This window comes from Microbacterium paludicola, from assembly GCF_015235415.1.
In the GTDB taxonomy this organism is placed as follows: Bacteria; Actinomycetota; Actinomycetes; order Actinomycetales; family Microbacteriaceae; genus Microbacterium; species Microbacterium paludicola.
Genome location: NZ_JADGLL010000005.1, coordinates 72,476 through 99,196 on the forward strand (window position 1 = coordinate 72,476; position 26,721 = coordinate 99,196).

The 26,721-nt window shown below is 71.7% G+C and carries 26 protein-coding genes, 1 tRNA gene, 1 other RNA gene and 2 pseudogenes; 16 read left to right on the forward strand and 14 right to left on the reverse strand.

Annotation, left to right across the window (positions count from 1 at the left end):
- The first annotated feature begins 205 nt into the window (after nucleotides 1-205).
- Nucleotides 206-730, forward strand: coding sequence for a DUF6328 family protein (locus IR155_RS03950; RefSeq protein ID WP_135113398.1), 525 nt, complete (start codon nucleotides 206-208; stop codon nucleotides 728-730).
- The gene (locus tag IR155_RS03955) at nucleotides 727-1,527 is read left to right on the forward strand and encodes a carbon-nitrogen hydrolase family protein (RefSeq protein ID WP_135113400.1); all 801 of its coding nucleotides are present in this window, start codon (nucleotides 727-729) and stop codon (nucleotides 1,525-1,527) included. Before IR155_RS03950 ends, IR155_RS03955 begins: the two co-directional genes overlap by 4 nt.
- On the opposite strand, the gene IR155_RS03960 is transcribed toward IR155_RS03955, so the two are convergent.
- On the reverse strand, nucleotides 1,524-2,744 hold the full coding sequence (locus IR155_RS03960) for an aminotransferase class I/II-fold pyridoxal phosphate-dependent enzyme (RefSeq protein ID WP_135113403.1): 1,221 nt from the start codon (nucleotides 2,742-2,744) through the stop codon (nucleotides 1,524-1,526). The two genes, IR155_RS03955 and IR155_RS03960, sit on opposite strands and share 4 nt — an antisense overlap.
- Nucleotides 2,745-2,871: 127 nt before the next feature.
- Between IR155_RS03960 and IR155_RS03965 the strand changes: the two genes are divergently transcribed.
- Genes IR155_RS03965 through IR155_RS03975 form a run of 3 tightly spaced genes read left to right on the forward strand, consistent with a single transcriptional unit; the run spans nucleotide 2,872 to nucleotide 7,187 of the window.
- Complete coding sequence (locus IR155_RS03965; protein ID WP_135113405.1) at nucleotides 2,872-4,425, forward strand: S1C family serine protease; 1,554 nt, start codon at nucleotides 2,872-2,874, stop codon at nucleotides 4,423-4,425.
- A 45-nt stretch (nucleotides 4,426-4,470) separates the two neighbouring features.
- Nucleotides 4,471-5,745, forward strand: coding sequence for a CDP-glycerol glycerophosphotransferase family protein (locus tag IR155_RS03970; protein WP_135113407.1), 1,275 nt, complete (start codon nucleotides 4,471-4,473; stop codon nucleotides 5,743-5,745).
- A complete protein-coding gene (locus tag IR155_RS03975; protein WP_135113409.1) occupies nucleotides 5,742-7,187 on the forward strand; it encodes a CDP-glycerol glycerophosphotransferase family protein in 1,446 nt (481 codons plus the stop codon). The genes IR155_RS03970 and IR155_RS03975 overlap by 4 nt, the downstream gene beginning before the upstream one ends.
- A 328-nt stretch (nucleotides 7,188-7,515) precedes the next feature.
- Here IR155_RS03975 and IR155_RS03980 read toward each other — a convergent pair whose 3' ends face one another.
- The gene (locus IR155_RS03980) at nucleotides 7,516-8,529 is read right to left on the reverse strand and encodes a glycosyltransferase family 2 protein (RefSeq protein WP_228066633.1); all 1,014 of its coding nucleotides are present in this window, start codon (nucleotides 8,527-8,529) and stop codon (nucleotides 7,516-7,518) included.
- 150 nt (nucleotides 8,530-8,679) lie between these two features.
- Here IR155_RS03980 and IR155_RS03985 point away from each other — a divergent pair, with 150 nt between their 5' ends.
- Nucleotides 8,680-9,912, forward strand: coding sequence for a CDP-glycerol glycerophosphotransferase family protein (locus tag IR155_RS03985; RefSeq protein WP_135113413.1), 1,233 nt, complete (start codon nucleotides 8,680-8,682; stop codon nucleotides 9,910-9,912).
- A 17-nt stretch (nucleotides 9,913-9,929) separates the two neighbouring features.
- Here the strand turns inward: IR155_RS03985 and IR155_RS03990 are convergent, their stop codons facing one another.
- Genes IR155_RS03990 through IR155_RS04000 form a run of 3 tightly spaced genes read right to left on the reverse strand, consistent with a single transcriptional unit; the run spans nucleotide 9,930 to nucleotide 12,057 of the window.
- Nucleotides 9,930-10,124, reverse strand: a complete 195-nt coding sequence (locus IR155_RS03990) for a LacI family DNA-binding transcriptional regulator (protein WP_135113415.1) — start codon at nucleotides 10,122-10,124, stop codon at nucleotides 9,930-9,932.
- The gene (locus tag IR155_RS03995) at nucleotides 10,121-11,302 is read right to left on the reverse strand and encodes an MFS transporter (protein WP_135113417.1); all 1,182 of its coding nucleotides are present in this window, start codon (nucleotides 11,300-11,302) and stop codon (nucleotides 10,121-10,123) included. Before IR155_RS03995 ends, IR155_RS03990 begins: the two co-directional genes overlap by 4 nt.
- Entirely contained in the window at nucleotides 11,299-12,057 is a 759-nt protein-coding gene (locus IR155_RS04000) for a DeoR/GlpR family DNA-binding transcription regulator (RefSeq protein ID WP_135113419.1), read from the reverse strand. The genes IR155_RS03995 and IR155_RS04000 overlap by 4 nt, the downstream gene beginning before the upstream one ends.
- 48 nt (nucleotides 12,058-12,105) lie before the next feature.
- Between IR155_RS04000 and IR155_RS04005 the strand changes: the two genes are divergently transcribed.
- Complete coding sequence (locus tag IR155_RS04005; protein ID WP_135113421.1) at nucleotides 12,106-12,300, forward strand: hypothetical protein; 195 nt, start codon at nucleotides 12,106-12,108, stop codon at nucleotides 12,298-12,300.
- On the opposite strand, the pseudogene IR155_RS04010 reads toward IR155_RS04005, so the two are convergent.
- A pseudogene (locus IR155_RS04010) lies at nucleotides 12,251-13,715 on the reverse strand (MFS transporter). The gene IR155_RS04005 and the pseudogene IR155_RS04010 overlap by 50 nt on opposite strands.
- Nucleotides 13,712-15,091, reverse strand: a complete 1,380-nt coding sequence (locus IR155_RS04015; protein ID WP_135113423.1) for a M20/M25/M40 family metallo-hydrolase — start codon at nucleotides 15,089-15,091, stop codon at nucleotides 13,712-13,714. Before IR155_RS04015 ends, IR155_RS04010 begins: the two are co-directional and overlap by 4 nt.
- Before the next feature lie 215 nt (nucleotides 15,092-15,306).
- Between IR155_RS04015 and ssrA the strand changes: the two genes are divergently transcribed.
- The 3 genes from ssrA (at nucleotide 15,307) to IR155_RS04030 (ending at nucleotide 17,237) form a co-directional block, all read left to right on the forward strand.
- Nucleotides 15,307-15,676: a transfer-messenger RNA gene (gene ssrA, locus IR155_RS04020) on the forward strand.
- A 108-nt stretch (nucleotides 15,677-15,784) separates the two neighbouring features.
- A complete protein-coding gene (locus tag IR155_RS04025; RefSeq protein ID WP_135113425.1) occupies nucleotides 15,785-16,870 on the forward strand; it encodes a Gfo/Idh/MocA family oxidoreductase in 1,086 nt (361 codons plus the stop codon).
- A 76-nt stretch (nucleotides 16,871-16,946) separates the two neighbouring features.
- Nucleotides 16,947-17,237 carry a DUF7882 family protein gene (locus IR155_RS04030; protein ID WP_135113427.1) on the forward strand — a complete coding sequence of 97 codons (291 nt, stop codon included), beginning with the start codon at nucleotides 16,947-16,949 and terminating at the stop codon, nucleotides 17,235-17,237.
- A gap of 14 nt (nucleotides 17,238-17,251) precedes the next feature.
- Here the strand turns inward: IR155_RS04030 and IR155_RS04035 are convergent, their stop codons facing one another.
- Nucleotides 17,252-18,325 carry a YihY/virulence factor BrkB family protein gene (locus IR155_RS04035; RefSeq protein WP_194210291.1) on the reverse strand — a complete coding sequence of 358 codons (1,074 nt, stop codon included), beginning with the start codon at nucleotides 18,323-18,325 and terminating at the stop codon, nucleotides 17,252-17,254.
- Nucleotides 18,326-18,569: 244 nt separating this feature from the next.
- Here IR155_RS04035 and IR155_RS16120 point away from each other — a divergent pair.
- Nucleotides 18,570-18,668 (forward strand): annotated as a pseudogene (locus IR155_RS16120) (RNA polymerase subunit sigma-24); the annotation flags it as partial.
- A 74-nt stretch (nucleotides 18,669-18,742) separates the two neighbouring features.
- Here the strand turns inward: IR155_RS16120 and IR155_RS15895 are convergent.
- The 6 genes from IR155_RS15895 to IR155_RS04065 form a co-directional block, all read right to left on the reverse strand.
- The gene (locus IR155_RS15895; protein WP_228066638.1) at nucleotides 18,743-18,898 is read right to left on the reverse strand and encodes a hypothetical protein; all 156 of its coding nucleotides are present in this window, start codon (nucleotides 18,896-18,898) and stop codon (nucleotides 18,743-18,745) included.
- Between the two features lie 204 nt (nucleotides 18,899-19,102).
- The gene (locus IR155_RS04045; RefSeq protein WP_135113429.1) at nucleotides 19,103-19,666 is read right to left on the reverse strand and encodes a DUF3618 domain-containing protein; all 564 of its coding nucleotides are present in this window, start codon (nucleotides 19,664-19,666) and stop codon (nucleotides 19,103-19,105) included.
- Nucleotides 19,663-20,079, reverse strand: a complete 417-nt coding sequence (locus IR155_RS04050) for a phage holin family protein (protein ID WP_135113431.1) — start codon at nucleotides 20,077-20,079, stop codon at nucleotides 19,663-19,665. Before IR155_RS04050 ends, IR155_RS04045 begins: the two co-directional genes overlap by 4 nt.
- Nucleotides 20,069-21,112 (reverse strand): hypothetical protein, encoded by a 1,044-nt coding sequence (locus tag IR155_RS04055; RefSeq protein WP_135113433.1) that lies wholly within the window; start codon nucleotides 21,110-21,112, stop codon nucleotides 20,069-20,071. The genes IR155_RS04050 and IR155_RS04055 overlap by 11 nt, the downstream gene beginning before the upstream one ends.
- Before the next feature lie 108 nt (nucleotides 21,113-21,220).
- Entirely contained in the window at nucleotides 21,221-21,745 is a 525-nt protein-coding gene (locus IR155_RS04060; RefSeq protein WP_135113435.1) for a hypothetical protein, read from the reverse strand.
- Nucleotides 21,742-22,572 (reverse strand): inositol monophosphatase family protein, encoded by an 831-nt coding sequence (locus IR155_RS04065; protein ID WP_233441094.1) that lies wholly within the window; start codon nucleotides 22,570-22,572, stop codon nucleotides 21,742-21,744. The genes IR155_RS04060 and IR155_RS04065 overlap by 4 nt, the downstream gene beginning before the upstream one ends.
- Nucleotides 22,573-22,883: 311 nt before the next feature.
- Between IR155_RS04065 and IR155_RS04070 the strand changes: the two genes are divergently transcribed.
- The 5 genes from IR155_RS04070 (at nucleotide 22,884) to IR155_RS04090 (ending at nucleotide 26,689) form a co-directional block, all read left to right on the forward strand.
- The gene (locus tag IR155_RS04070; RefSeq protein WP_135113437.1) at nucleotides 22,884-24,194 is read left to right on the forward strand and encodes an HNH endonuclease signature motif containing protein; all 1,311 of its coding nucleotides are present in this window, start codon (nucleotides 22,884-22,886) and stop codon (nucleotides 24,192-24,194) included.
- A 362-nt stretch (nucleotides 24,195-24,556) separates the two neighbouring features.
- Nucleotides 24,557-24,629: transfer RNA gene (locus IR155_RS04075), tRNA-Lys, on the forward strand.
- 276 nt (nucleotides 24,630-24,905) lie between these two features.
- The gene (locus IR155_RS04080) at nucleotides 24,906-25,529 is read left to right on the forward strand and encodes a hypothetical protein (RefSeq protein WP_135113438.1); all 624 of its coding nucleotides are present in this window, start codon (nucleotides 24,906-24,908) and stop codon (nucleotides 25,527-25,529) included.
- 39 nt (nucleotides 25,530-25,568) lie between these two features.
- On the forward strand, nucleotides 25,569-26,462 hold the full coding sequence (locus IR155_RS16205) for a helix-turn-helix transcriptional regulator (RefSeq protein ID WP_135113440.1): 894 nt from the start codon (nucleotides 25,569-25,571) through the stop codon (nucleotides 26,460-26,462).
- Nucleotides 26,459-26,689, forward strand: a complete 231-nt coding sequence (locus IR155_RS04090) for a hypothetical protein (RefSeq protein ID WP_135113442.1) — start codon at nucleotides 26,459-26,461, stop codon at nucleotides 26,687-26,689. Before IR155_RS16205 ends, IR155_RS04090 begins: the two co-directional genes overlap by 4 nt.
- The last annotated feature ends 32 nt before the right edge of the window (nucleotides 26,690-26,721 follow it).

Consider the following 26,721-nt stretch of genomic DNA (forward strand, 5'->3'; position numbering starts at 1 on the left):
TGGAGGGGCACGTCGGCATCCGGGGGGATGCGGGCGGGCCGGCCATCGGCCGTTCGGATCGTTACTCCGGGGGGAGCAAGCGATCCTCAGCCCGGGCCCACCGCGGACATCACGTCCCGGTCGGACCCGGGCTTCGCCGCTTCCTACGGCGTCCGAGTCCGCAAGGGGTTTGCCCGGGGCGCTTCGCCACCGGGAGGATGGACCCATGACCGGCGACCCCCGCGACCGAGCGCAGCCCGATGCCGTGCAGCTTGATCCTGCGCACCGCGACGAGACGCCCGCCGAGCGCTACGACCGCAACTGGAACGAGCTGCTCCAGGAGCTGCGCGTCCTGCAGACCGGCACGCAGATCCTCACCGGTTTCCTCCTCGCCCTCGCGTTCCAGCCGGCGTTCCTCGACCTGAGCGACGGGCAGCGGGTGTTCTATCTGATCCTCGTTGTGCTCTCGGCCGTCAGTGCCGTGATCGCCCTGGCACCGGTCGCCCTTCACCGCGCGCTGTTCGGGGAGGGCGCGAAGGGCACCACCGTCGCCTACGGGCACATCGCGATGGTGTCGGCGCTGATCATCGTCTCGGCGATGCTGGTCGGCGTCGTCGGGTTCGTCTTCGACGTCGTCGTCGGGCCTCTCGCCGCGTGGGTGACCGGCGGGGCGCTCGCCGTGTTCGTCATCCTGCTGTGGCTCGTCATGCCCTCGGTGCTGCGGGCGCGGCGCGAGAGGAGGACGCCGTGACCGGATCCGTCGGGATCGCCGTCGCGCAGTTCGCGCCGACAGCGGATGCGGAGGCGAACCGCGCCTCGATCCAGGCGCTCGCCGAGCGGGCCGCGTCCCGCGGCGCATCCGTCGTGCTCTTCCCGGAGTACTCCAGCTACTTCACCGATCCCTTCGACGCCACCCTCGCCGCGAACGCCGAGGACCTCGACGGCCCCTTCGTCCAGGCGCTCACGGCGACCGCGGGGCGCCTCGGGGTGCACGTCGTCGCCGGGCTCACCGAGCGCGCGGATGACGGGCGCGTGCGCAACACGGTCGTCGCGGTCGACGGATCCGGCCTCGTCGCGCGGTACCGCAAGCAGCACCTCTACGACGCGTTCGGGCAGCGCGAGTCCGACTGGATCGAGGCGGGCGCGCTGGACGAGCCGCAGACGTTCGAGGCCGGCGGCCTGCGATTCGGCCTGATGACCTGCTACGACCTGCGCTTCCCGGAGGTCGCCCGCACCCTGGCGGATGCCGGGGCGGACGTCGCGCTGGTGCCCGCGGAGTGGGTGCGCGGTCCGCTCAAGGAACATCACTGGACGACGCTGCTCACCGCCCGCGCGATCGAGAACACGATGTACGTCGCCGCCGCCGATCATCCGCCGACGCTCGGCGTCGGGCACTCGGCGGTGATCGATCCGCTCGGCGTGACGATCGCGGGCATCGGCACCGCGACGGATGTGGCGATCGGCTGGGCCGATCCCGACACCATCCGCAACGTCCGGCGGGTCAACCCCGCGCTCGCGCTGCGCCGGTACCGGGTGGTTCCGCGCTAGCGCCCCGCGAGGGACGCCAGCCGCGTCGCCGCCTCTTCGAGCACCTCGACGCGCTTGCAGGCGGCGAACCGGATCAGCGTCGCGTACTCGGCGCGACGCTCCGGCGTGACGAACGCCGTGACGGGGATGCCGACGACCCCGGCTTCGGCGAGCGGCCCGCGGCAGAACGCGTCCGCCTCGGTCGCACCGAGCGATGCCGCATCCGCGACGGTGAAGTACGACCCCTCCGGTTCGGACACCGCGAGCCCCGCGGCACGCAGGCCGGTGCCCAGGATGTCCCGCTTGATCCGCATGTCATCGGCGATCCCGGTGAAGAACGCGTCGGGAAGGCGCAGGCCGACGGCGATCGCCGGCTGCAGCGGCGCCCCGTTCGTGTAGGTCAGATACTGCTTCACCGTGAGCACCGCGGTCAGGAGCCGCGCGGGGCCGGTGATCCAGCCGATCTTCCAGCCGGTCGTGCGGAAGGTCTTCCCGCCCGACGAGATCGTCAGGGTCCGCTCCCACGCGCCGGGAAGCGTCGCGATGGGGGTGTGCGGAACCCCGAAGGTGAGGTGCTCGTACACCTCGTCGGTCAGGATCACCGCATCGTGACGCTCGGCCAGACGCACGATCTGCTCGAGCACCTCCCGCCCGAACACGGCGCCGGTCGGGTTGTGCGGATCGTTGACAAGGATGATCCGGGTGCGATCGTTCACGACGGCCGCGAGCTCGTCGAGGTCGGGCTGGAACTGTGGCCACCGCAGCGGAACCGTGCGCAGGGTCGCACCGGAGAGCGCGACGCAGGCGGCATACGAGTCGTAGAACGGCTCGAAGACGACGACCTCGTCCTCCGGACCGTCCACCAACGCCAGCAGTGCGGCGGCGAGCGCCTCGGTGGCGCCCGCGGTGACGATCACCTCGGTGGCCGGATCCACCTCCAGGCCGTAGAAGCGGCGCTGATGCTCGCTGATCGCCTCGCGCAGCTCGAGCACGCCGAGCCCCGGCGGGTACTGATTCGCGCCCCGCGAGATCGCCTCGCGCGCGGCCTCCAGCACCTCGACGGGACCGTCCTCGTCCGGAAAGCCCTGGCCGAGGTTGATCGCGCCCGTGGCGGCTGCCAGCGCGGTCATCTCCGCGAAGATCGTGCTCGCCACCGATCCGTCGGCGCGAAGGAGGCCCGCACCGGCGGCCGTGCGGCGCCACGCACCGGGAACGGGAGAGGCGTCGATGTCGTGCATCCCGTCAGGCTACCGGCGCGGCCTGCGCGGATCGGGCCCCGGAAGTCACACATCCGGCTTACGGTCGTCATAGGAAGTCCAAAGCATCCGGCGCGACGCTGTAAGGGCTTTGGAAGAAGGAGCAGCCATGGACGACCAGCGTTCCGATGTGAACCCCTCCGACGAGAACACGTCCGAGATGAACCCGCAGCAGCCAGGGGCCCAGGTGCCCCCGGCCCCGCAGGGCGGTGAGTACCGCGCGCCCCACGACCTCCACGTGCCGCCGCGGCCTCCGGCCCCGCAGGGAGGCTGGGCGGCGCCTCACGGCTCGATTCCGCAGCCGCCGCAGTTCGCCGCGCCGGGCCAGCAGCCCGGGCACGGCCACCCGCAGGGCGGCGGCCAGGCCTTCGGGCAGGCCGCCCACGCGCAGACGCAGGCGACCGAGCCGCTCCCGCCCCAGTTCCGGATGGCCGCCGCGGGCGCGGCGGAGCAGACGGACAAGCCCCGCCGCAAGAGCGGTGCCGGGCGCGTGGCCGGCATCCTCGTCGCGGCGGCCCTCATCGGCGGCGCCGCGGGCGTCGGCGGCGGGGCGCTGCAGGACGAGCTCGCCGGCGGCGGCGTCTCGGCCAGCTCGCAGACGGGCCCGTCGAACATCACGGTCAACAACCCCGGCTCGGTCAACGAGGCGACCGCGGTCGCGACCGAGGTGCTGCCGAGCGTCGTCACCATCGACGTCCAGGATCAGTCGCAGGCAGGCAGCGGATCGGGCGTCATCCTGAGCGAGGACGGCTACGTCGTCACGAACACGCACGTCGTCACCCTCGGCGGCGCGACGGCCTCGCCGAGCATCCGCGTCACGACGTCGGACGGCCGCATCTACCAGGCGGAGGTCGTCGGCACCGACCCGACGTACGACCTCGCGGTGATCAAGCTCGTCGACGCCGAGAACCTCACCCCCGTGGAGTTCGCCGACTCGTCGAAGCTGAACGTGGGCGACACGACGGTCGCCCTCGGGGCGCCGCTCGGCCTGCCCAACACGGTCACGACCGGCATCGTCAGCGCCCTCAACCGCAGCATCGAGATCGCCTCGGCCGCGGCGCCCGACTCGGGCGACGAGACGCAGCCCGCCCCCGAGGAGGAGGAGCCCGAGAGTCCGTTCCGGTTCGACAACGGCCAGCCCGAGGAGACGGTGCCCAACCAGTCGATCTCGATCTCCGTGATCCAGACCGACGCGGCGATCAACCACGGAAACTCCGGCGGTGCGCTCGTCGACTCGCAGGGGCGGCTGATCGGCATCAACGTCGCGATCGCGTCGTCCGGCGGCAGCGAGGAATCCGGATCCATCGGCGTCGGATTCGCGATCCCGTCCAACATCGTCCAGCGCATCAGCGACGAGCTCATCGCCGACGGCGAGGCGACGCACGGCCTGCTCGGCGCGACCGTGCAGCCGGCGAGCGTCGACGAGAATGCCACGACGTCGGGCGCGCTGATCGCCCAGGTGACGCCGGGTGGCGCCGCCGCGGAGGCCGGCCTTCGCAAGGGCGACATCGTCACCGAGTTCAACGGCGTCCGCATCGGCACCGCCACCGACCTCACCGCCCAGGTGCGCGCCGTCGCCGCGGGTAGCGACGCGACCCTGACCTATGTGCGCGGCGGCGAATCGCACACGGTCGACGTCACGCTCGGCGAGCTGACGCAGTAGCGCGCGAACCCGGAAGTGAGGAGGCCACCCCGTTAGGCTGACGGGGTGGCCTCCTTCTCTTTCGGTGCGGGTAACGCCCGGAAGATCGCGCGGCTCCCGCTGTACGTCCTCGGGCGGCTCGTCACGCTGATCGTGCCGCGCGACCAGGTCTGGGTCTTCGGCTGCGGCGCCGGCGTGGGAGACGGCCCGCTGCAGCTGTGGCATGTCGCCGCCGAGCACGACCGCGACGCCCTCTGGCTGACCGACGACCCGGATGAGGCGCGCACGGCATCGGCCCTCGGGATGACGGTGGTGCCGAAGTCGTCGCTCGCGGGGTTCTGGGCGACCGCCCGCGCGGGCGTCATCGTCGTCGCCTACGGGCTCGGCGACGTCAACCCGTACGCCCTCAGCGGCGGCCTGTTCGGCCGGCCCGTGATCGCGCAGCTGTGGCACGGCATCCCGCTCAAGCGCATCGGGCTCGACGCTCCCGAGACGACGCGCAGCCCCGTGCCCGTGGCCGCCCCGCTCGTCAGCCGCGCGATCGGCATCCTGTATCGCGCGTCGGCGCGGCGCATCGACATCCTGCCCGCCGCCTCGCACCTCGTGCGCGGACGCCTCGAGACGGCCTTCGGCCTTCCCGAGGACCGGATCGTCGTCACCGGCGAGCCGCGCGTCGACGTCCTCTCGCGCGGATCCGCCGACGAGCGTCGCGAGAACGCGCGTGCGCTGCTGCGGGACGTCATCCCGGACCTTCCCGAGGGCGACCCGCGGCTCGTGCTGTACGCGCCGACGTGGCGCGACGGCGAGACCGACCCCGCCGTTCCGAGCGAGGCCGACTGGCGCGCGATCGACGAGACGCTCGAGCGCCACGACGCCGTGCTGCTCGTGCGCTCCCACCGCCTTGGCGCGGGGGAGTACGCGCCCCCGGCCGGCGTGCGACGCGTGCGGCGGCTCGGCGCCGACGTTCTCGCCGACATCACTCCCGCGCTTCCCGGCCTCGACGCCCTCGTGACCGACTACTCGTCGCTCGTGTACGACGTCGCGCTCGTGCCTCTTCCGGTGCTGTTCCTCGCCCCGGATGTCACCGCGTACGCGCGGCGGCGCGGCTTCTACGGCGCCTACCGCGACGTCGCCGGTGACGACGTGGCGACCACCTGGGCCGAGCTCCTGCCGCAGCTCGACACCCTGCTTGGCGACCCCGAGATCGCCGCCGCGCACACCCGACGCTCGCGCGAGCTCAGCGACCGCGTGCACGCGTTCCGTGACGGCCGCAGCACCGAGCGGGTGTACGCGGCGATCGCCTCCCGGCTTCCGCAACGCACTGAGAGCGAGTCGAAGTGACATCCACGACCACGGCACGGTTCGACCCGGCCGATCCGCAGCTCGTCGTCCAGGGGACGGGGGCGCGTCCCGCGAGCGCGACGCTCACCGGCCGCCGGGCGCACGTGACCGGCCGGATCACCGGGGGCGGCAAGACCTGGACGGCGCGCTTCCCCCTGCGCGCGGCGCGCTGGGGCGGTCCCGAGCTTCCGCTTCCCGCCGGCGAGTACGCGCTGCGGATCGACGGCGTCGAGCCCGATGCCGAGCTGCCGCTGCGCGTCCTTCCGGGGCTTCGCGCGATGCTCCGCGGCGACATGCTCGTCGTGGGGCCGCCGATCGACCCGATCTACGACGGCGCCGAGGCGCAGGCCGCCCTCGAGCGCCGCTACGTCGACCACACGGCGCCGCTCGAGAACGCGGTGTTCTTCGAGAGCTTCTACGGACGCGGGGCCGGGTGCAATCCGCTCGCGATCGACCGTGAGCTCGCCCGCACGGCGCCGGGCGTCATCCGGTACTGGAGCGTCGTCGACCTGTCGGTGCGCGTTCCCGAGGGAGCGATCGCCGTGGTCGAGGGCAGCCCCGAGTGGTGGCGCGCACGCAGCGTGGCGCGGCTGCTCGTGGTCAACGACTGGCTGCGCCGGCGGTACTCGCGGCGCAAGGGCCAGACGGTGCTGCAGACGTGGCACGGCACCCCGCTCAAGCGCCTGGCGCTGCACCGACCCGGCTTCGACCCGCGGCGCGCGGGAGCGGTGGTCAAGGAATCGCTGCGCTGGGACGTGCTGCTCGCCCAGAACCCGTACGCGGCCCGCATCCTGCGCAAGGCCTATGCCTTCCTCGGCCGCCCGCTGTGGGTCGAGGGCTATCCGCGCAACGACGTGCTCACCACGGGCGACGCGGCCGCGGTGCGCGCCGAGCTCGGCATCGCGCCGGGGGAGCGGGTGCTGCTGTACGCTCCCACCTGGCGCGACGACCGGCAGGAGATCGTCGACTTCCTGGATCCGGTCGCGCTGGCATCCGAGACCGGATCGGTCGTCCTGGTCCGCGGGCACTCGCGCACCCTGCTGCCGGGGCACGACCTCGAGGGCGCCCGGGTGATCGACGTCACCGGCTATCCCGACACCGCGCCGCTGCTGCTCGCGGCCGATGCGCTCATCACCGACTACTCCTCGGTGATGTTCGACTTCGGCGTGACCGGGAAGCCGATGTACTTCCTCGTGCCCGACATCGAGCACTACCGGGGCCAGCTGCGCGGGTTCTACTTCGACCTCACGGCGCACGCGCCCGGCCCGGTCGTCCGCACGCAGGACGAGCTCGTCGCGGCGCTCGCGGCGGATCCCGCCGCCCACGCCGAGCGCTACGCCGCGTGGACCGCGCGCTTCAACGCCCGCGACGACGGCCGCGCGGCCGAGCGCGTCGTCGCCCGCATCCTCGACCGCGGCTTCGTCAAGGCAACCGGTCGTTGAGCGGAGCGCAGCGGAGTCGAAGCCGGCGCAACGGGCGCTCGGCCGATGGCTTCGACTCCTCGCTGGCGCTCGTCGCTCACCCCGTTTCGACTGCGTTCGCTGGCGCTCACTCCGCTCAACGACCAGGAACAGTGACCCCCTGCAGTCGATCGACCCCCACCGGTCGTTGAGCGGAGCGAAGCGGAGTCGAAACGGGCTGAGCGACACTTCGACTCGCTTCGCTCGCTCAGTGCGGGTCTCCGCGAGTCGAAGCCGGCGTAACGGATGATCGGCCGGCGGTTTCGACTGCGTTCGCTGGCGCTCACTCCGCTCAACGACCGGGAGGCACCTACGGCAGAGGCGTGTTGCGACCGGCGAGGCGGGAGGTGTCGACCGTGTCGTGCGCGCCGCGGAGCAAGCCGCCGAGGAACCCGGTGCCCCACGCGAGGTGCATCGTCGGCAGCACGGCGAGCGTCCAGAGCTTGTCGCGCAGCCCCGATCCGCCGCCCGGACCGATCGCCACGGCGAGGACGAGCAGCACGTACGCGAGCACCGGCACATGCAGGATCGACCAGACGGGGCCGATCGCGCCGGTGAGCTGCAGGATGCCCACGACGAGGCTCAGGATGACCGAGAGCACGAGCGCGGGCGGGGCGAAGAAGCGCAGCGAGTTGCGCAGGCCGTACCGGCGCACGAGCTCGCCGCGCCACGTGCCGGTGGCGAGGAACTGGCGGGCGAGGCGGTGCCAGCTCTCGCGGGGCCAGTAGGTCACAGACAAGGCCGGGTCGAACCAGACGCGGTAGCCGGCCGAGCGGATGCGGAGGTTCAGCTCCCAGTCCTCGCCGCGGCGGATCGACTCGTCGAACAACCCGACCTCGTCGAGCACGGCGCGGCGCATCACGCCGAGGTACGCCGACTCCGCCTCGCCCTCCTGCGCGCCGCCGTGATAGGCGCCGCCGCCGAGGCCGATGCGCGAGTTGTACGCGCGGGCCACCGCGCGCTGGAAGGGCGAGCGTCCGTCGGCGCGCATCACACCGCCGACGTTGCCGGCGCGGGTGCGCTCGAGCGTGCGCAGCGCCCGCTCCGTGTAGCCCGGGGCGAGCTCGGAGTGCGCGTCGACGCGCACGATGGTGGGATGCGAGCTCGCCCGGATCGCGGCGTTCAGTCCCACGGGGATGTCGGCGGCGGGGTTGTCGACGAGGAGGATGCGGTCGTCCTCCGTGGCCAGCTGCTGCGCGAGCTCGGTCGTGCCGTCACTCGACGGGCCGAGCGCGAGGACGATCTCCACGGGCCCGTAGACCTGCTGCTCGAGCACCGTCTCGACGGCGCGGCGCAGGTAGTCGTGCTCGTTCAGAACGGGCATGACGAACGAGACGCCGGAGCCCGCCGGCACGGGCGGCGCCTGGCGCCGAGACCGCTCCCGCGGGGACGGCGACGGCCGCTCGGCGGGATCGTTACGCATTCGACGATCATCCCACGGGGAGGCCGGGAGACCCCTGGTTAGGCTTGTCGGATGGGCATTGCGAGTGACGTGAAGAAGGCCGCAGAACTCGTCAGGAAGGCCCTCGATGCACGGCACGCGAAGCAGGAGATCCGCCACGCGATCGCGGCCCGCGCGCCGTTCCGGCAGCGCCAGTTCCGCATCGCCGTGTACTTCGCCGACGGCGATGTCAACATGTACCAGCTGCGCCAGTGGTACCGCCCGCTGGCCGAGCTCGCGCAGGCGCACCCGGTCATCGTTATGGCCCGCAACGCAACGGGCGCGGCGGCCATCCTGAAGGACGATGCGCTTCCGGTCGCCTACGTGCCGGCCGTGCGCGACATCGAGCGCTTCCTCGCTGAGCAGGACATCCGGATCGTCCTGTACGTGAACCAGAACACCCGCAACTTCCAGATGTTCCGGTACGGCGAGCGCTGGCACGTGTTCATCAACCACGGCGAGTCCGACAAGATGTACATGACCACGAATCAGTACAAGGCGTACGACTATGCGCTGATCGCGGGGCAGGCGGCGCGCGAGCGCCTCGGCCGCACGCTGTGGGACTTCGATCTCGACCGGCGCACGATCGAGATCGGTCGCCCGCAGGCGGATCACTACTCGGGAACTCTGCCGTACATGCCGGATGACCGCACGGTCGTGCTCTACGCCCCGACGTGGGAGGGCGACCGTCCGTCGGCGCACTACGGCTCGATCCGTTCACACGGGGAGGCGCTGGTCTCGGCGCTGCTCGCCACGGGGCGCCACCGCGTGATCTACCGGCCCCACCCGCGCAGCGGGGTGGTGGACGCGGAGTTCGGAGCGGCGAACCAGCGGATCATCGCGGCATTGCAGGCGGCGAACACGTCGGATCCGGATGCACACCATGTGTACGACGACGGACCGGATCTCGGCTGGCAGCTCGCCGCGGCGGATGTCGCGATCGTCGACATCTCGGCGATGGTCTACGACCGCCTCGCCGCGGGCAAGCCGCTGCTGATCACGCGTCCGGTCGATCCGGCGGCCGAGGTCGACGAGGGCGGCTACCTGTCGGCGTGCGAGTGGCTGCGCGCCGAGGACGCGTCGCGCATCGTGGAGGAGGTCGAGCGCGTCCAGGCAGACCCCGAGGCAGCCGCACGTCTTCACCACTGGGTCTCGCACTACTTCGGCGACACCACTCCCGGCGCCGCCACCGCGCGCTTCCACGCCGCGATCGAGCAGCTCATGGCGAAGTGGGACGAGTGGAGCGAGCGCGCTTCGCAGCGCTGAACTTCGCCGTCCGTCGTTCAGGCTCCCCGGCGTGACCGGGCAAGCTCCGCGGCCGAATCGTTGCGCGTGTATCCGAGCGCCTCGATCGCGGCGACCACCCGTTCCCGCGTCGCGGGATGCACGGCCTCTGAGCCGTTGAGTACGCGCGACACCGTCTGGTGCGACACCCCGGCCGCGCGACCGACGTCGCGGATCGTGGGGCGCGGGGTCATGCGGCCACCGGTTGCGCGGGCTGGGGCACGGCCACGGACGAGGCGAGCGCCACGGCGGCGCCGCACAGGAGAATGGGCACCGCGATCGCGACGCTGAGCGTCATCCCCTCGGCGAGCCACCCGATCAGCGCCGGTCCGGCGAGCAGGCCGACGTAGCCGGCGCCGACGATCCGCGACATCACCACACCCGCGTTGGCGGCGCCGAGGCCGCCGGCGGCGGTGAAGATCTGCGGCACCGCTCCCGACAGGCCGAGGCCGAACAGGATCCAGCCGCCGAGCGCGACGGGCACGGCCGTCGACAGCGTGACGACGAGCAGGCCCACGGCCGCCACCGCGGCGCCGTAGCGGACGATCGCCACCGGCCCGACCCGGGCCGCGACGCCGTCGGCGGCGAAGCGCCCGGCGGTCATGGCGACCGCGAAGGCCGCATAGGCGAGGGCGGCGGTCGACTCGGACGCGCCGAGGTGCTCGCGCGTGTGCAGCGCGCTCCAGTCGGCGGCGACGCCCTCGGCGAGCATCAGCATGAACGCGAGGGTGCCGAGCAGGATCGCTCGTCGGGCGAGCCCCGGAACCGGGCCGCCCTCCGGTCCGTCGATGTGGGGCGTCGCCGGGGAGATGTCCGCGTCGCCCAGCAGGCCCGGAAGGGCGATCGCGGCGGCCGTGGCGGCGATCGCCGCCGCGACGAGGAACAGCACCGGAAGGTCCCAGCCGAGCGCATGGCCCAGCGCGCCGAAGCCGGCGCCGATCGCGCCGCCGACCGAGAACCAGGCGTGGAAGCTGGCCATGATCGGCCGCTGGTAGCGCCGCTCGACGACGACCGCGTGCGCGTTCATCGCGACGTCGAGCGTGCCGTTTCCGAGCCCGATCGCGAACACGGCGACGGCGAGCGTCACGGGGTCGGTCGCGAGCGGCGGTGTCAGCGTCGCGAGGATCAGCATGGCGGCGCCCGTGATGGTGGCGACGCGACTGCCGACGCGGTCGACGATCCATCCGGTCGCCTGCATCGCCACGAACGAGCCGAGCCCCAGGAGCAGCAGCAGCCCGCCGAGAACACCATGCGAGACCCCCGACTGCTGTTGGATCGCCGGGATGTTCACGACCCAGGTCGCGAGCAGGAATCCGTTGACGAGGAAGGCGCCGATCACGGCGCGGCGTGCGCGCCGGTCGCGGGCGCTCACGCGATCACCACGTCGACGCGGCTCTCCTCGAGGAGGGCGCTCTCCTCGGGGGTGGGCTGATGGTCGGTGACAAGGATGTCGAACGAGGAGAGATCGGCGATCGCGGCGAAGGCTGACCGTCCCCACTTGGTGGCGTCGCACAGCAGGATGCGGCGCTCGGCCGATGCCATCGCGGCCTGCTTGACCGCGGCGTCGTCGGTGTCGTACGCGGTGGCGCCGCCCTCGAGGCTGAGCGCGCACGGGGAGATCACGGCCGTGTCGAAGCGCAGGCCCGAGAGGGTGCGCTGGGTCAGCGGTCCGGTGAAGGAGTGCTCGCCGGGTCGCAGCTCACCACCAGGGGCGGTGATGCGGACGCGAGCGCCCTCTGCGAGCGCGTTCATGGCGGGCAGCGACAGGGGAACGACGCGCAGGGAGAGCTCTCGCATCGCGTGCGCGACCTCGACGGCCGTCGTGCCGCTGTCGAGCACGACGGCTTCGCCGGGTGCGAGCAGAGCGGCGGCCGCCTGGCCGATTCGGCGCTTGCCGTCGGGATTGCTGCCGGCACGCGCGCCGAAGGGCTGCTCGAGTCCGCGCAGCTCGGCCCGGCGTGCCCCACCGTGGACGCGGCGCAGCAGGCCCTGCGCGTCGAGGTCGGCGAGGTCGCGCCGCAGGGTCGCCTCGGATGCCCCGAGCTCTGCGGCGAGATCGGCGACGGCGACGGCGCCGTCCTCCTGCACGCGCGCCAGGATCCGGCGGTGTCGTTCGTTCGTCAGCATGCGTGAACGATAAGCGATCATGAACGAACGCGCAAACGTGATGCGCGAGTGAGCGGGGATTCGAGCGGCTTCCAGCTGCTCGGTCTGCTGAGCCCGCTCGACATCCTGTTCGCCTTCGTGAGCCTCGTGCTCGTCTTCACGACGGCCGATCGCCGGGGCCTGCCCGGGATCATCCTGCGCCGACCGCTGGAGATCAGCCGGGAGGCGCCACAGGCATCGGCGCCTCCGCGCGCGGATCGGTGAACGCGCCGTTCGGCACGACCGTGAGTGCGGCCGCGGCGGCGAGGCCCGTCGCGCCGCACACGATCCAGACCGTGACATAGCCCGCGAACGACCCCGCGGTGCTCTCGGCCGCGGCCCCCGCACCCTGCAGCAGGGCGATGCCGAACACGCAGGACGCGATGGCGCCGCCGACGGTCTTGACGGCGTTCGTGAGGCCGGTCGCCTGTCCCGTCGCCCAGGCGGGCGCCGCGGACGCCGCCGCGGCGGGAAGCGCGGCGACGAGCGCGCCCGAGCCGACGCCTGCGACGGCCATGTTCGTCACGAGCTGCGCGTACGCGTCGTGGAACGGCAGGAACAGCAGGTAACCGACGCCGACGAGCGCGCTCGCGCCGATCAGCGCCACGCGCGGCGACGCGAGGCGAGCGGCGACGGGGTAGAGCAGGGCACCGCCGATCATCGCGATCAGGTACAGCCCGATGATCACCGACGTCGCGAAGCCCGCCGTGCCGAGCCCGTATCCGTGCACGGCCGGATCCGTGCGGGCGAACGTCGACAGCGGCGCCTGCGCGCCGAGGACGCTCACGCCGAACAGCCCTGCGGTCAGGAACACCGGCCAGAGGGCAGGATCGACGAACATGCGCACGTCGATGAGCGGATCCTTCGTCCGCCGTTCCCAGAGCGCGAACGGCACGATCAGCAGCGCGCCGCCGAGCACCAGCGCCCAGGCGAGCGGTCCGCCGTCGAGGCGAAGCAGGCTCAGACCGCCCGTGAACGCGAGCAGCGCGAGCGTCAGCAGCACGATTCCCGTGGTGTCGAGCCTGCCGCCGCTGACCGCGGGCGACTCGGTGACGCCGAACAGGATGACGACGAAGCACGCGGCGACCGCGAGGGCCGGGACGAGCAGCACGATCCACAGCGGCAGTGCGTCGACGAGCGCCCCGCCGGCGAGGGCGCCGGTGATCGCCCCGGCTTCGAGGGCCGCCACGAGCAGTCCCGCGGCGCGCGCGGTCAGGATCGATCCGGCCCCGCTCGCGCGGGATCGCGACCAGATCAGCGCGATCTCCAGGGGCAGCCAGACGACGTAGAAGCCCTGCAGCGCCCAGGCGACGAGGAACACCGCGAACGAGTCGGTGAACGGCAGGGCGAACGAGGCGGCGGCGGTGAGCGCGGTGGACACGAGCAGCATGCGCTTGTGGCCGACCATGTCGCCGAGCTTCGCGAAGATCGGCACGACCAGCGCCGAGAGCATCAGCTGCGAGCCCTCGAGCCAGTTCACGTCGGCGTCGTGGATGCCCACGTGCCGCGCGATGTCGGTGAGCATCGGGGTGTAGTACCCCCGGCAGCACGCCGCTCGTGAACTCGACGAACGCGAGGAAGCCGACGACGCCGGCGAGGGCGCCGAGCCGGGGCTTCGAGGCGACGACAGCGGTGCTCATGAGTGCTCCGTCAGGTTCGTGATGAGGGCGACGTGGAAGTCTCGGCCGCGCTCGAGCGAGGCGACCTCGACCCGCTCGTCCACGCCGTGGATGGATGCCCGCTGCGCCGCCGACATCTCGAGCGGCGCGAAGCGGTATACGGCGGGGCTGAAGCGGTGGAAGTGGCGCGCGTCGCTCGCCTGCATCATCAGGTACGGCGCGGGCAGCGCATCCGGGTACGCGACGCGCGCGGCGGCCGCCACGGCGGCGAACGCGGGCCCGTCGACGGGTGACTCGGGCGAGGGATCGCTTCCCTCCAGCACCTCGACGCTCACCTTCGGATCCCGGATGCGCCGGCGGATGCGCGCGAGCGTCCCCGCGACGGTCTCGCCGGGGAGGATTCGGACGTTCAGCGTCGCCGACGCGCGCGCGGGCAGGACGTTCGCGGCCGATCCGCCGTCGAGCAGGGTGGCCGCGATCGTGGTGCGGACGAGTGCCGCGGGCTCGCCGCCCAGGCGGGCGAACACCCGGGCGGTGAGCGGCCTCGCGACGGCGAGGATCCGCAGCAGCAGGCGAGAGGCGCCCGTGGCCCTGCCCGCGAAGGTCTCGAGCATCCGGGCGATCGCGGTCGTCACCCGCGGCGGGAACGTCGCGGGGCCGAGGCGGTCGACGGCCGCGGCGATCCGCCCGATGGCCGTCGTGCCGCGCGGCGCGGACGCGTGACCGCCGTCGCCCTGCGCCTCGATCCGGAACGTCGCGACGCCCTTCTCGCCGACGCCGATCATCGCCGCACGCCCCTTCACAAACGGCAGGGGAGAGTCGACGACGGCACCGCCCTCGTCGACGACCAGCCACGGCACGATTCCGCGCTCGCGCAGGGTCAGCGCGATCGCGCGCGCCGCGTCGCCGAACGTCTCCTCGTTGCCGCCGAACGAGAGGTGCACGTCGCGCGCGGGCGTGAAGCCGGTCGCGAGCAGATCCTCGACCGCTTCGAGGATGACGAGCAGCGGCCCCTTGTCGTCGAGGGCGCCGCGCCCGTGCACCCAGCCGTCGGCGACGACGCCGTCGAACGGGCGACGCGCCCATCCGTCGGCCTCGTCGGCGGGCACCACGTCATAGTGGGCCATGAGCACAACGGGGGAGGCATCGCTCCTGCCGCGCCACCGGTACAGCAGCCCGAGGTCGGTGATCCGCTCGAGTTCCAGCGAATCGTGCACGCGCGGATACAGCTCGGCGAGCAGCGCGACGAACTCCTCGAACGGGGCCGCGCCGCGCACGGCGTACTCGGCGCTGACCGTCGGGATCCGGATCATCTGCGCCAGGCGCTCGGCGTAGCCCTCGCGGCGGGGGACATCGGCGTCGGGGCGCGTCGACGCGGCGTGGCTCGGGTCTGCCATGCGCTCACAGTAGTGGGTGGCGCCCGTCGCGAAGAACACCCCCGTGCCGCGGGATCCCGGGCCGACGGCGCCGGTCGGCGGGGAGCGGGAATGGCGCGGCGCGGCGATCCGTTGTAGTCTGTGATGCTCGGTGTTCTTCACCGAGGGTGGCCCTCCGTGAGGCGGGCCTGGTAACTCAACAGTGCGACAGCGCCTCCTTCACGCGAAGGATTCACGGGGATGATCGGTTTCGACATTGCTTGCGAATCTGCGAGAAGCGGGCCGAGGATGCGGGGTTATCTCGTTAACGCTCCCTGCAAACCAATAAGTGCCAACTCCAAGCGCACTGACTTCGCCCTCGCTGCGTAAGCGAGCCCGATAGTCCGTCAGACCGTGGGTGATCCCGACACGGATTCTGGCGTCATCTAGGGATCTTGCTGCGTGACGGTGTCGGGACGTCACGCGGGACTCTTTCTCGACTGGGCCCGTCGACTTAGGTGTCTGTGACAAAGGTCGGGGCCGAGCAGAACGCTTTCACAGACTGCGCCCGGAGAAGCCCCAGAGACTCAGCGATGGACGGGGGTTCGATTCCCCCCATCTCCACGGACGTTGTCGCACTGAACGAAGCCCTCGCGATCCCGCCGGATCGCGAGGGCTTCGTCGTTCCCGGCTCGTCGGTTGCCGCGACACTCGTGCACTCAATACGGTGGCGGGATGCAGCCGACGACGCCCGGGACCTTCGCCATCGTCGGAGACGGATACCGGGCGGGGCTGATCGCCCGCGTCGCGCGGCGGCTCGAGGGACGCCTGCGGCTGACGGGCATCGCCACTCGGCGTCCCGAACGGCGTGAAGGCCTCGAGCGGGAACACGGCGTACCGGTCTGGACCGATGCCGCCGCCCTCGCCGGCGAGGTGGAGGCCGACTTCGTGTTCGTCGCCGTGCAGGGGGACAGGGCACCGGCCGTCGTCGCCGCGCTCGCGGCCGCCGGCCGCGCCGTGCTCGTCGAGACGCCGCCCGCCCCCGATGTCACGGGGCTCGTCGACCTGCACCGGCTCGTCGAGGGCGGGTCCGTGATCCAGGTCGCCGAGCAGTACCACCTCGAGCCGCTCGTCACGGCGCAGCTTGCCGTGGCCCAGGCGGGTCTCCTCGGCGAGGTGACACAGGCGGACGTCGCCATCGCCCACGAGTACCACGGCGTGAGCGTGATCCGGCGGGCGCTCGGAGTCGGCTTCGACCCCGTCACCATCCGCGCGATGCGCACCGCGGCGCCGGTGATGTGGGGGCCCGAGCGCGCCGGCGACCCGGTGGACGAGCGGATCGCGCCGTCGACGCGCACGCTCGCCTGGCTCGACTTCGACGGACGGCTGGGTGTGTACGACTTCGACGAGCAGCAGTACCGCTCGTGGATCCGCACCCCGCGGCTGCAGCTGCGCGGCTCGCACGGCGAACTTCGCGACACGACGGTGCGTCGGGTGCTGGATCACCGCACTCCTGTCCGCTCCGAGATCACGCGCCTCGACGCCGGCGGCCCCGGGAACCACGAGGGGATGTACCTGCGGGGATACCAGCTCCACGGGCAGTGGCTGTTCCGCAACGACCTCGCGCCGGCGCGGCTCGCCGAGGACGAGATCGGCATCGCCCGCGCCCTGCTCGGAATGCTGGCGCACGTGCACGGCGGCCCTCCCATCTACGACCTCGCCGAGGCCGCGCAGGATCACCACCTCGGGCTGCTCATCCGGCAAGCCGCCGAAACGGGGGAGACCGTGCGGTCGGAGCGGATGCCCTGGGCGCCGCGCTGATCGGCATCGATCGTCTGATCGGATCCCGCCACCGCGGGCCTGCGGAATTCCGGTCGCACCGCGTACCGTGGGCGCCATGGGGCGCCTCACCTATGACGGATTCGGCACGCCGATCGTCGTCGACGACCTCGAGCTCGCTCACCTGAAGCTCGTGATGACGACCAAGCTGCGCCGCGCGGAGTGCTTCTCGCTGTCGTGGCGCCACCCGGACGGATCCGGGCGCAGCACCCTCTGGATCCATCCGAACATGCAGGTCCGCTTCGACTTCGATTCCGCGGGCGACCCCGAACTCGACCCCGCGCGGATCGCGCGGATGGCGGATGAGGCCGCGTTCGGGGCCATCACCTTCGGCTGCGCGAGCGCCTGACGCGCCGCGTCGGTTCAGCGGCGGTCGCGGTCGTCAGGGTCGCCGGCGTTCTCGCGGATCTCCCGCGCCTCGGCGAGCTCCTTCTCCTCGCGCTCGGCCTTCTTGTCGATCCGCGAGGTGTCGCGCGGCGGCAGCTGGATGCGCTCCTCCGCCTCGATTCCGCCCTGCAGCTGGCGCCCTCGCTCGAGTTCGGCGTCGAACTCGGCGCCGAACAGCAGGGCGAGGTTCGCGATCCACAGCCACAGCAGGAAGATGATGACGCCCGCGAGCGACCCGTAGGTGCGGTCGTAGTTCGAGAAGTTGGCGACGTAGATCCCGAAGCCGAGGGAGGCGAGCACCAGCACCACGATGGCGATCACCGCGCCGGTGCTCACCCACCGGAACTTCGGCTGCTTCGCGTTGGGCGTGAAGTAGTAGAGCACGGCCACGAAGAACACGACGATGAAGGCGAGCACGGGCCACTTCGCGATCTGCCAGATCATCAGGCCGACCTCGCCGATGCCGATCGCCTCGCCCACCGCCTTCGCGACCGGTCCCGACACGATCAGCAGGATGAGCGCGACGACGACGAGCGCGATCGCCAGCAGCGTGACGCCCAGCTGCGCGGGCTTCAGCTTCCAGAAGGGACGCCCCTCGTCGATCTCCCACACGCGGTTCATGGCCCGGGCGAACGCGCCGACGTAGGAGGAGGCCGACCAGATGGCCACGAGCACACCGATGACGAGAGCGAACCCGGCGGCCCCCGATCCCGCCAGCTCCTCGATCGGGCCCTTCAGGCCCTGCGCGGCATCCGGCGCGACCTGCTCCACGATGCCGAGCACGGCGTTCGCGGCCTCCTTGCCCTGGCCGACGACACCGAGCAGCGAGAACACGGCGATGAGCGCGGGGAACACCGACAGCACCGTGTAGTAGGTGAGGCCTGCCGCCTGGTCCTGGCACTCGTCGTCCTTGAACTCCGCGAACGTCTTCTTGAGCACGTACTTCCACGACGGCTTCTCGATCTCGCCGATCGAGTCGGGCTTCGCGGGGTGCTCGGGATCCGGCGCGGTCTTCTGGTCGTTCACTGAATGATCGGTCGCGGGGCTCATGCACCAATGCAACCCGAGCGGGCCGCCTCGCGCCTCCGGCTTGACGCCACGCGGCGGGCATGGCAGGAGGACGGGGCGACCATCCGCGGGCCCGCGATCCGGCGACACCTCACACATCCGTGCGTCGCGACGTCCTGAGGACGAGGAGGATGAACCAATGGACGACCAGGTGACGGATCCGGCGGCGACGGTCGACGAGCAGGTGCTCGGCGAGCGGCGTCACCTCGTCTCGCTCGCCTTCCGGATGCTCGGCACGGTGGCCGAGGCCGAGGACGCCGTGCAGGAGACGTACGCGCGCTGGTACCGGATGAGCGAGGTCGACCGTGCCGCGATCGAGGTGCCACGGGCCTGGCTCACCCGCGTCGCGAGCCGCGTGTGCCTCGACATGCTGACCTCGGCCCGCGCGCGACGGGAGCGCTACGTCGCCCCGTGGCTTCCCGAGCCGGTGCCCGCGTCGGCCTTCGCACAGCCCACACCGGATCCGCTGGATCGTGTCACGCTGGACGACAGCGTCAGCACGGCGCTGCTTGTGGTGCTCGAGTCGATGACGCCCGCCGAGCGGGTGGTGTTCATCCCGGTCGCGGCGTCGACCCCGCCGCGTTCCTCGACGACGTGCAGATCTCGGCGATCATCTGGCTCGTGGTCGAGATCAACGCGTGGAACCGCATCGCCGTCTCGTCGCACTATCCCGTCGCGCCCTGACGCGGCGCGGTCCCCACCCCGCACGCAGAAGGAGGGGCGACGATCGCTCGTCGCCCCTCCCGTGGTCGTCGCGGCTCAGGCCCCGCTGACGTTTCCGCGCGCCTCGTCCGCGCGTTCGCGGACGGTGCCGGCGGCATCCTGCGCGTCGTCGCGGACGTGGGATGCGGCATCCGTCGCGGTGTCCTTGACGGCGGTCGCGGCATCCTGCACCGGCTCCTTCAGGTCCTGCCCGACCTGCTGAGCCACCTGCTTCGCCTCGTCGACGAGCGGCTGCGCCTGGTCCTTGACGTCGTCGGCGAGCTGCTTCTCCTTCTCGGAGGCGGGGATCAGCGACGACACGAGCAGACCGGCGGCGAAGGCCATGACTCCCACCGCGAGGGGGTTGCCCTCCGCCTTCGCGGCGACCCGGTGCGTCGCGTCCTTCACGGAGGAGCCCGCGTCCTGGAGCGAGGAGCCCGCGTCGTCGGCGCTTCCCATGATGCGCTCGCGGACCGAGCCGAAGGCACCCTTGATCTTGTCGGTCTGGCGGTGGACGACCTTCGAGGGCGTCACCTTGTCGACGAGGGCGTCGGCGTCGTAGCTGAGTTCACGGCGAGTGCGCTCGATCTCGGCGCGGATCGCCTCAGGCGAATCGGTCATCGGTTCTCCTCATTTCTCTTCAGGGCGTCCGGGATCTTCCCGAGCGTCTCCGCGGTGCGCGGAGCGCCCTTCACTTCCTTGATCTTGTTGCGGCCCACGAGGAACAGGACCGCGCCGATCACCGCCCACAGGAGGGCGACGATCACGGCCGACCAGCCCAGGCCGGTGAGCTGTCCGATTCCCCACCAGACGGCGACCGACAGGAAGAAGACGGCCATCATCGCCGCGTATCCGGCGCCGCCCATCATCCCCGCGCCGGTGCCCGCCTTGGTGGCGGACTCCTTCAGCTCGGCCTTCGCCAGCGCGATCTCCTGGCGCATCAGCACCGAGAGATCCTGCGTCACCTCGCCGAGCAGATCGCCGAGCGACGTCGAGGCCGCCTTCTGCTCGGAGGGAGTGTGCTCATCGACCATCGTTCGCCTCCCCAGGGGGCGTGAAGCCCGGCTCACCGGCGGGGTTCGCGGCACGCGACTCGTCGTACATCGGCGTGGGCTCGCCCTCGGCGCCCTCCGTCGGGTACGCCGCGGGGTCGTCGAGCCCGGCCGCCGGGTACTCCGCCGTCTCCGCGCTCGAGCCGTAGCCCGTGCTCTGGGTGTAGCCGGTGCCCTCGCCGTAGCCGGTGCCGGCGGTGTCGGCCTGGCCGTAGCCGGTGCCGGACGTGCCGTCGTAGCCGCTGCCCGCGGCCTCGCCATACCCGGTGCCGGCCGTCGCTGCGACACCCGCAGCCCCCGCACCGTACGCGGCTCCGGTGCCCGACTGATCCACCGCCGTCGCCATGCCCGCCGGGCTCGGCGTGCCGGAGCCGAAGGCCCCGCGCGCGCCCTCGCCACCCGGCGTGGGGTTCGCGGCGCCCGTCCCGGTGCCGGTGGAGCCCTGCTCGTCCTTGGCGTTCTCCGCCAGGGCGCGTGTGAGGCGTCCAGCGGCGAGGCCGGCGATGAGCGCGCCGGCGATGAAGACGCCCGGCTTGCGACGTGCGAACGACTTGACCTCGTTCAGCAGCGAGCCCGGATCGCGGTCGGACAGCCAGGACGACGCATCCGTCAGGCGGGCGGAGGCCTGCTCGACGAACTCGGTCGCCATACCGCGGTTCTCGGATCCGCGGGCCATCGCCTGCAGCTCGTCCCCGATGGAGCGAAGCCCCTCGGCGACCCGCTGCTGCTGCGTCGCCGCCTGCTCGCTCAGCTCCTGCCGCGTCTGCGCATAGACCTGCTTCGCCTGGGTCTTGGCCTCGTGCGCGACCGTCGAGGCCTCCTCCTTCGCGGTGTCGACGACGTGCCCCGCCTCGGCCTTGGCCGTGTCCTTCACCTCCGCGGCTTCCTGCTTCGCCGCCTCGGTCTTGCCCGACGAGTCGTGGCCGGACGCGTCCGATCCATATGCCGTGGTGTCCGACTCGGATCCGTATCCCGTCGGCGTGGACGGCGGCACCGCACCATAGTTCTGCGACATCGGTCTTCCTCTCCGTTACCGCTCGTGGTCTTGGGATGACCATGTAACGCGGCCCGAGAGGATTGTGCATCCGGCTTGACCGGAGCGCCTGCGCGTGGCAGAGGCGCGTCAGCGCGGGCTGACGAGCTGGACGAACTCCTTGCTGTCGGCGAGCACCACGTAGCCATCGGCGAAGGCGTAGGTCACGCCCTCGACGCCCTCGAACGGGTCGCTCAGGTAGATCAGGCCGTCGCCCTCGGTGCGCGTCCAGCCCTGCTCGGTGAGGTAGGTGAGCCACTTCTCCGTGCCGGCGGCGTCGATCGGCGCCCAGCCGAAGAGCTGCACGCCGTGATCCGTCGCGATGTCGGCGTTTCCCCACTTGCACTCGACGCCGTCGGGGATGCTCGTGGTCGCCGGATCGCCGAAGCTGAACGGCTCCTCGACCGGCACCAGGCCGTAGCTCTCGAAGTCGGCGACGAGGGTCTCGGGCAGGATCGTCTTGCACGTCGGCGGCATGGTCGGATCCGACTGCTGCTCGCCGCCTGCCGGAGCGCTCGCCTGCGGATCGGCGGGCGAGGTCGGCGCGCATGCGGCGAGGGCGAGCGTCGCCGCGACCGCCAGCACGAGCGCCGTGGCGCGGCGAGCGAGGGTCATGAGGGCCCCGAACGGCCGTGCAGGATGTCGAGGATCGCGTCGTGCAGTATCCCGTTGGTCGCGACCGCGGAGCCCGCGGCGATCGTGGGCTCACCGTCGAACGACGAGAACCGGCCGCCGGCGGCCGTGACGATCGCGGCGGCGGCGGCGAGGTCGTACTCCTTGACGTCGAACTCGCCCACCATCTCGAGCCGGCCCTCGGCGAGCAGCATGTACGACCAGATGTCGCCGTAGGCGCGGTCGCGCCACACGCCGCGGGTGAGCGCGATGAGCGCGTCGAGGTGTCCGGCGCGGTCCCACTGCGCGATGCTCTGGAAGCTCACGCTCGCCTCGTCGAGCGTCGACACCGTCGACACCCGGATCGGACGCGGCTCACCCTCGGGGGTGTTCGTCCAGGCGCCGAGACCCTCGGCACCCCACCAACGGCGCCCGAACGCGGGGGAGCTGACCACGCCGAGGCGCACGACGCCGTCGATCTGCAGCCCGATCATCGTGCCCCACACCGGGACGCCGCGCAGGAAGTTGGCGGTGCCGTCGATCGGGTCGATGATCCAGCGGCGCGACGTCGGCGCGTCCGAGCCGTACTCCTCACCGAACACGCCGTCGCCGGGGCGGTGCTCCGCGAGCAGGGCGCGCACCGCGCGCTCGGCCGCGAGGTCGGCGTCGGTCACGTGCGACCTGTCGGCCTTGAGCGACACGTCGAGGTCGGCGGCGTCGAACCGCGGCAGGGTCTCGGCATCGGCCGCGTCGGCGAGCCGCAGCGCGAGCTGCAGGTCGGCGTCGGGATCGCCGTGCGGAAGGGAGGTGGCCGACGCCGGGGGAGTCACGCTCTCAGGATAACGGCGCCTCCCACCGGGTCCGGACGGCGGAACACGGTGCGTCATCCGGCGTGTCATCCGGCGATCGTCACTCGGGCAGCGCCCACACGAATCCGTCGAGCAGCGCCGTGGCGGAGACGCGGAGGACGTCGCGTTGAGCGAGCGCAGCGAGTCGAAACACTCGTGTCAGCCGACGGCGCCGCCACTCTCCGCCGTTCGGATCTGTCGTCCACAACCTGTGTGCCAGGCGATCAGATTCACACCCCGGATCAGCCCTTTTCCTCACCTGGAATGTCGGTGGCCCCTGGAAGAATCACCTCATGACCTCCCAGGCGATCGCTCCGGCTCCGTGGATCCCCACGGACGAAGAGAACGCCCGCACGTCGGCGCTGGTCGACGAATACGTCGACGCCGAGGCGCAGATCGCACGCCTGCGTGCGCGCCAGGCATCCGCACTGGTGGGCCTCGCCCAGATCGCCGCGGCCCAGGCGCGGCGCAGCGGATCGGAGTCGGAGTACGACTTCGCCACCCGGTCCATGGCGGCAGAACTCGGTGCGGCGGCGCGGATCCCGGACGGAACGATCCGCAACCGGATGTCCGACGCGCTCACCCTGGTCACAGAGTTCCCCGCCACCTTCACCGCGCTGCGCGACGGGTGCATCACCGAGGCCCATGCGAAGGTGATCCTCGCCGCGGGCGAGCGGCTGGATGACGACTCCCGTGCCGAATACGAGAGCATCGTCCTTCCCCGCGCGGAGGTCATGACCGTCGGTCAGCTGCGCGCACTGGTGAAGGTGGTGGCCGAACGGATCGACCCGCTGCCGATCGCCGCGCGGCACGAGGAAGCCATGGCCACGCGTGGCGTGTGGGCCTCCCCGCTTGAGGGCGGCATGGCGCAGCTGCTGATCGTCGGCCCTGCCGCGTTCATCTACGCGATGCACGACCGGGTCACCCAGATGGGAACCAAGAACAAGGCCATCGCCCGCGCCGCCGGCGACGTCGACGGTCGCACCCTCGACCACCACCGCGCCGACCTGCTCATCGACATGGTCCTCACCGGCACGCCCACGGCAGGCGAGGGGGTGGATGCCATCCGCGCCGTCATCCAGGTCACCATCCCCACCGACACCCTCACCGACGACGACGGCATCGGCGACGGTGCGGCGTTCCTCGCCGGGTACGGCCCGATCGACCCCGACACCGCCCGCCGTCTCGCCGCGAGCGCGCCCACCTGGTCCCGCCTGTGGCAGCACTGCGAGACCGGGGCGTTGCTCTCCGTCGACGCGTACACCCCGACCGCCGCGCAGCGCCGGTTCCTCACGGCGAGAGATGAGCACTGCCGCTTCCCCGGCTGTCGACAGCCCGCACGACGATCCGACGTCGACCACACGGTTCCGTACTCGGAGGGCGGCCCGACCGAGGTCACGAACCTCGCCCACCTCTGCGAAGCGCATCACCGCCTGAAGCATCACTCGCCCTGGCGCACGCGGCAAGGGCCCGACGGACTGCTCGAGTACGTCTCACCCGCCGGCCGCGCCTACGCGTACAAGCCCACCCCGATGGTGCGCTTCGAAGCCCTCGCCGAGGTGCCCATGCCCGATCTCAGGATGGGCCGGGACGCGCCGTTCTGATCAGGCGACGACGCGCAGGATCTCCTCGATCGAGGTGATCCCGTCGAGGGCCTCCGTCAAGCTCGCCCGACTCGAGCAGCTCGCGCAGCCGCTGCAGTTCGTCGCGATCGGAGCCGGCGAGCTCCAGAGCGCGTTCCCGCGCCAGGGCACCCTGCCTCACGAGGATGTGGATGAGAGCGGCCACTTGACTCCTTCGGGGGCAGGAGAGGCGTGTATGCCAGGGCGGCCATCCTATCTCCGCCTGTCGACGACGCGGTGACACGCCCGGAGAGCGGGAGCTGCCGCCCCGATTCGCGCGAAGCGATCCCGGCTGGTAACGTAGTCCCTCGGTTCGGGAGCGCGAAAGTCAGCCTCTGGAACATGCACCTCTAGCTCAATCGGCAGAGCAACTGACTCTTAATCAGTGGGTTCAGGGTTCAAGTCCCTGGGGGTGCACAAGCAAGAAGCCCCGACGTATCGGTCACGACGCGTCGGGGCTTCTTCCGTTCTCGGCGCGGGTCACGCGGCCAGCGCTCGTAGAGCGCGCACGCCTCGCGCAGCTCCGCGCGAGTCGGCAGTGAGGGTGCCGGGCTGGGTGACGTCGATGGTGAGCACCCAGGGAGCTTAAGGACGGGGATGCGGGGGTTCGCCCCTCAGGGGTGCACCGTAGAATCCTCGGGCGTGTCGTCGGTCTCGACGCGTCGATCCGTCGAGTGAAGGAAAGAAGATCGGATGCCGAGCAGCCAGGGGGAGGATCCCCGGGTCAGCGCGATCTTCCGCGCGCTCGCGGACGGCGACCATCTCCAGGCGATCGCCCTCAGCGAGCAGCATTGGTCATACCTCTCCAGCTTCCGCCTCGAGGTAAAGCGCACGGTGGCCGACTCGCTGCCCGACGACGTCCTGCGGGCGCGGCCGCTATGGGTGGTCACCAGGCAGGCGCTCGCGCACGCCTTCTTCGGTCGCGTGCGCCCGAGCCTGTGGGGTGGGCTGCTCCCTCCGTTGCGCCCGAGCGACAGCCTGGTGGATCGCCTTGCCGTGCATACCGGGTACGCCGCGGCCGCGCGCACACGCGGTCGGCTCGGCGATGCCGCGTTGTGGGCCGCGCGTGCCCAGTCCGAACTCGCCCGGGCGCCGGAGGCAGAGCGCGCCGCAGCGAGGTTCATCCGCGCCGAGCTCTATCACGAGTGGGCCCTCGTCGCCCTCTTCGCCGGGCGAGGGGCCGACGCCATCGTGCTGTTCACGCGCTCCTACGAGGCGGCCGAGCAGGAGGAGTATCCGGGTGCGGCGATCAACGCCGCGGCCGAGCTCGCATGGCTCATGACGCTCACGGGGGAGAGAGCGCAGGCGCTGGCCTGACTGGGCCGGATCGACCGCCTCCGCGCGGAGCACCCGACCGTGCACCACACGCGTCGCACCGACCGCATCGCTCGGGCGCAGCTGCTGCTCGATGAGCTCGACCTCGCGGGGGCGCGCGCCGAACTGGCCGCCGTCGGCGACGCGCGGGATCACGCGCTCCTCCTGTGCGCTGTACGCGCGTTGATCGACGCCCACGATCCTCAGCTCGACCCGGCCACCACGCTCGCGCAGCTGCGCGCCGAGTTGGATACCTTCCACGACGGCTGGGCGACCGCTCATCTGAACGAGGCGATGGTGGGAGTGGCGCAGGCGCGCCTGCACCTGCTCTCCGGACAGGCGGCGCTCGCGGTGCAGGCCGTCGGCACGGCTGAGCGGGCTCCTGGCGCCATCGGGTCGGGCCGCGCGGCCGCCGCCCTGCGTCAGCTCGGCGACGACGAGCGCGCGTACGCGATGACCACCCGCTTCCTGTCGGAAGGGGCCAGCTGGCCGCGGATGCGCATCGATGCGCTGGCCGTGCATGCGATTCTGCTGCGGCGACGCGGCGAGGATGGCGCGGCCGCGGAGGCGTTCGGCGAGGCGCTGGAACTTGCCGCCGAGCACCGGCTGCTCGTGGCACTCGCAGTGCTGCCTGCCGACGACCTGCGGGAGCTCACCGCGCTTCTGCCTCGGCGGCATCCGCACGCCCACCTGGCGCTCGCGGTGGCAGAGGCCCCCATCGCGTTGACACCCGGCCCCGAAGGCCCGCGGCTGAGCACACGCGAGAGCACCGTGCTCGGGGTGCTCACCGAAGGGCACACGGTCGCCGAGACCGCCGCGCGCCTCATGGTCTCGGCGAACACTGTCAAGACGCAGCTGCGAATGCTCTACCGCAAGCTCGGAGTGCATGACCGACGCGAACTGCTCGTGGCGGCACGACGACGGGGGCTCGTGTGAGCGTCCCACCGCTCGTGGCGCAGGCGTTCCGTGCCCTCGCCGACGCCGAGTGGGAGGATGCCATGGCGCTCGCGGACGCGAACTGGGACGTGATGCTCCGCGAGCATCCGACGGCACTCAGGGCCATAGCCGAGGCTGTTCCCGCTGAGATGCTGGAGGGCCGGCCGCTCTGGAAGAAGCTTCATCTCCAGATCCCCTACCGTGCGTCACCACCGTCGGCTCGGTGAACGAGCCTGTCCACCGACCCGGCCTGGCGCCG

Bases quoted from the DNA above. Each gene is read 5' to 3' on its own strand.
- IR155_RS04035 (WP_194210291.1), bottom strand. From the start codon at position 18,325: ATGAGCCCCGCGACCGATCATTCAGTGAACGACCAGAAGACCGCGCCG.
- IR155_RS04015 (WP_135113423.1), bottom strand. From the start codon at position 15,091: ATGGCAGACCCGAGCCACGCCGCGTCGACGCGCCCCGACGCCGATGTC.
- IR155_RS03980 (WP_228066633.1), bottom strand. From the start codon at position 8,529: ATGCCCGTTCTGAACGAGCACGACTACCTGCGCCGCGCCGTCGAGACG.
- IR155_RS03985 (WP_135113413.1), top strand. From the start codon at position 8,680: ATGGGCATTGCGAGTGACGTGAAGAAGGCCGCAGAACTCGTCAGGAAG.
- IR155_RS03950 (WP_135113398.1), top strand. From the start codon at position 206: ATGACCGGCGACCCCCGCGACCGAGCGCAGCCCGATGCCGTGCAGCTT.
- IR155_RS04055 (WP_135113433.1), bottom strand. From the start codon at position 21,112: ATGTCGCAGAACTATGGTGCGGTGCCGCCGTCCACGCCGACGGGATAC.
- IR155_RS04080 (WP_135113438.1), top strand. From the start codon at position 24,906: ATGCCGAGCAGCCAGGGGGAGGATCCCCGGGTCAGCGCGATCTTCCGC.
- IR155_RS03990 (WP_135113415.1), bottom strand. From the start codon at position 10,124: ATGACCCCGCGCCCCACGATCCGCGACGTCGGTCGCGCGGCCGGGGTG.
- IR155_RS03960 (WP_135113403.1), bottom strand. From the start codon at position 2,744: ATGCACGACATCGACGCCTCTCCCGTTCCCGGTGCGTGGCGCCGCACG.
- IR155_RS04000 (WP_135113419.1), bottom strand. From the start codon at position 12,057: ATGCTGACGAACGAACGACACCGCCGGATCCTGGCGCGCGTGCAGGAG.
- IR155_RS04045 (WP_135113429.1), bottom strand. From the start codon at position 19,666: ATGACCGATTCGCCTGAGGCGATCCGCGCCGAGATCGAGCGCACTCGC.
- IR155_RS04060 (WP_135113435.1), bottom strand. From the start codon at position 21,745: ATGACCCTCGCTCGCCGCGCCACGGCGCTCGTGCTGGCGGTCGCGGCG.
- IR155_RS15895 (WP_228066638.1), bottom strand. From the start codon at position 18,898: ATGAACACCACCCGCTCGGCGGGCGTCATCGACTCGAGCACCACAAGC.
- IR155_RS04030 (WP_135113427.1), top strand. From the start codon at position 16,947: ATGGGGCGCCTCACCTATGACGGATTCGGCACGCCGATCGTCGTCGAC.
- IR155_RS04050 (WP_135113431.1), bottom strand. From the start codon at position 20,079: ATGGTCGATGAGCACACTCCCTCCGAGCAGAAGGCGGCCTCGACGTCG.
- IR155_RS04070 (WP_135113437.1), top strand. From the start codon at position 22,884: ATGACCTCCCAGGCGATCGCTCCGGCTCCGTGGATCCCCACGGACGAA.
- IR155_RS03965 (WP_135113405.1), top strand. From the start codon at position 2,872: ATGGACGACCAGCGTTCCGATGTGAACCCCTCCGACGAGAACACGTCC.
- IR155_RS04025 (WP_135113425.1), top strand. From the start codon at position 15,785: ATGCAGCCGACGACGCCCGGGACCTTCGCCATCGTCGGAGACGGATAC.